Below are 3609 nucleotides of genomic sequence, written 5' to 3' on the forward strand. Positions count from 1 at the left end.
GAAATAGCGGTCAATTGGCATCGGGGCAGGATTTAGTCTTTAGCGTGACGGGGGATGTGACCAACAACAAAACGGGCTTAATTTATGTGAAGGGCAATGGTGCTTTACAAGTTGATGGGGCTTTGCTCAATGATTTTGGCACCATAATGACAGAAGGTGATTTATCTTTCACCAATGCAGAAGGCACAGGAAAAAGCCTTTCCCTTGTTAACAAAGCGGGCTTTATTCAAGTTGGTGGAAACTTAAATATCCAAACCAACACCCTGAAAAACGAAGCCGATAGCACGCCTGTCATCACAGAAAAAACGGAATATAGCGATATTTCTTTCCAAAAACCAGAACGCTTTGATTCAATTGAAAATGCGATTTTGTATCATACAACAAGTATAGCAAATGAGTTGGGGATAGAAATATGGGCCGTTTCCTATGAGGAAGTTGAATGTTCGGGAAACACATGTGATTTTCACTTTAAAAATTCTTTGCCCAACAAAGAGGCAACTTATGGTAAGATAACTTTAGAAGATGGGATAGTATACAAGGCATTTACTTGGAATGAAGAGAGTGAAAGTTCGGTTTTTTTTCAAGGGTACCGATGGAATAATTTATCTCACATGATACAGAAAACTGTCACGCAAGAATTTTCGCCTACTCGTCAAGGAATGATACAGTCTCACGGCAATCTTATTATTAACGCTGATACCATTGACAACCATTATAGCATTATAGAAGCAGGGGGAAACGCCGATATCCACGCCAATGTGCTGACCAATTTAGGTGCAACAGCTTATAAAAACACCTATATGGGTTGTCAGGCTAATACGGATGCTTATTGTTATGCTTATAACGCTGATGGAAGCCGAAATGTTGCTTTAGATATAATAAATAATGATGGTTTTCGCCATATCAATTCAGAAGTTCTCGATACTGTTCCTGGTCTTGTTCAAGCGGGTGGCATTTTGAATTTGGTGGTCGATCAACTCCACAACGAGGCAGCGGAAGGTTCGATTACAGGGGATGCGCATTTTGAGGCAAAAACCGTTGGAGGCAATCCACTGGAGTCCTTAAGTGGTTTGCCTGGAGCTGGCGCTCTCTTTACACCAAAAGTCGATCTCAATAATGCGGGGGAACTTGCTGAGGGGCTCCCTTTACCAAAGCCCCAATCGGGGGGTGTTGGGGGCACGCTGCCCAATCAAAATTTCATTTATGAAACGCGGGCAGAATTCCTTGATGTCGGCAAGTTTTATGGCTCAGCCTATTATTTGAACAGAATTGGTTATAATCCTGACAGAGAGATTTTTTTCTTAGGTGATGCCTATTTTGAAAAGCAGCTGATTGAGAAACAAATGCGTGATCTTGTTGGTCAAGGTTTGGGCAAAGGTTCCTTTATTCCTGGAAGTGATGCCATTGAACAAGTCAAAACTTTGCTAGATGGTGGGGCAGATTATGCAAAAGCACACAATCTCCCTTTTGGTGAGGCTTTGAGTGAAGAACAATTGGCGTCCCTAGAAGCCCCGATGGTGATTTATGTGCGCCAACAGGTCAAGGGCATGGATGTTTATGCACCGGTGCTTTACATCCCTGAAAAAGACAGAGCCTCCTTTGTTTCTGCTGGGGCTTTGATCATGGGCGATGATGTCAATATCACCAGCCAAAATACAAGCAATTCCACAATAACCAATTCAGGGCGGATTGCGGCAAACCACCAATTGCATGTGCATGGTGGGGATATCCTCAGTCAAGGGGGGCATTTTGCTGCTGGTGGGGATGCTGTTATCCTTGCGGAGAAGAATATTCGTTTGGACGCAGGGCGCACAACGGTTGACGGCGTGGAGACCGTATTAAACACCGAGGCGCTTTCTGCTGGGGGTAATGCAACGGTGATTGCTAAACAAGATATTACCGCCTCAGGGGTGGGGATCAGCACCGGAGGTGATCTTGCCATGGCTACAGAAGAAGGCAACTTGACGATAGGCTCAGCTGCAACGCATCACCATAAACAGTATAGTGACTCCATTATGCACCATAAATCTGTGTTAAACTCTGGAGGCTCGACGACACTTCTCTCTGGAAAAGATTTGAATATTTTAGGCTCTGATGTTCAAGCGCATGATGATCTTTACTTACAAGCAAAAGAAAATGTTTCGATTGATGCTACACGCAACAGCATGGACAATCATCGCGGGAGTGAAACCTCCCATGTCGCCTTGCACAATGGCTCTCATTTAAGTTCTGGAAAAGATACCACTGTCATCTCGGGTCAAGATATCCATATTGCTGCTTCCGATATAGATGCGAAGGACAATGTTGCTCTTGGCGCACAAGGGGAGATAACAATAGGGGTGAGAAACGATGAAAGAGATTATCATTTTCAGAGCAGCGACTTTAGTGTTGATAGGCAAGAGTCTATTTCTCGGGGTTCTTCGATAAAATCTGGGGGTGATACCACTGTTGTTGCAGGGCAGGATGGGAAACCGCATGACCTTAGCATCACAGGCAGTTCCGTTGCGGCTGAGGGCAAGGTAGGGCTGAAAGCCAGCAACGATGTCCTGATCACCAATGCAGAGGATAGTTCACACCGTGAGATATCTAGCTACACAGATGGCGGTTTTTTTGGGGGAAGCTCATCCTATCATGAAACTTTTGGAGCTACCCAAGTGGTAGGTTCAAGTATAGCAGGAGAAAAAGGCGTTGCCATTGAATCTGGAAACAACACGGAAGTTGTCGCCTCGACGCTCGTAGCCGGTAAGGCAGAGGAAACGTCAGGAGAGAAAGCACCAGGAGAACAGAAACAAGCGGATATTACCATTCACTCTGGGGGAAAGATTACTATCAAAGGCGCCCAAGAACACTTGGATCAGCAAGCACAATCGTCATCAAGTGGCTTTTTGCATGAGAAATCGTCCGATACATCTCAATCGCATACCACAACGGTTTCCTCTATCCTTGGGGCGACGGGAAACATCGTGTTAGACGCACAAGGAGAAGCCAAGATTTCTGCTTCTCATCTTCTTTCCGGTCAAGATATCAATGTGAGCGGAGAAAGTGTGACGATTGATGGCATGACAGATCATCATAAAAGCCATTCAGAGGAGCATGAAACAGGTTTTGGTGTGGGATCAGGTAAGGGCTTTGTGTCGATATACGGGAGTGAGGGAAAGACAGAAAATGAAGAGAGCTTTGAGCATCAAGGCTCTTCTCTCAATGCGGATGGCAATATCAACATCACTGCCAAGAAAAAAGATGTGAACGTGGAGGGCTCTGATCTTGCGGGTGAGAATATTAACCTTTCGGCAGCGCGTGATGTCAATGTGCTTGTTGGTCATAATAGCCATTCCTCAAGCTCAAAGGAAGAACGTACAGGCTTTGGCATTCAGTTTGAAAAGAGCAACAGCGGTGTTTCTGTAGGTGTTGGAATTGCAAGCGCCAAAGATACGGGCGATCAATGGGAAACCACTTCCACACAATCACACATCACGGCACGCCAAGATGTGCAGATTACTGCTGACAATGATGTGAATTTACAAGCAGCCATTGTTTCGGCGGATCGTGATGTCAACATTGATGCCGGCAATAATATCACCCTATCAGAAAGCTATGATACCTCTAACG

General features: G+C 45.1%; 1 protein-coding gene. It reads left to right on the forward strand.

The window, feature by feature from the left end:
- On the forward strand, positions 1-3609 hold a 3609-nt coding region (locus ACFINY_RS09470; RefSeq protein WP_375701044.1), incomplete at both ends, for a hemagglutinin repeat-containing protein.

It is taken from the genome of Bartonella sp. AA23NXGY, assembly GCF_042197165.1.
GTDB lineage: Bacteria > Pseudomonadota > Alphaproteobacteria > Rhizobiales > Rhizobiaceae > Bartonella.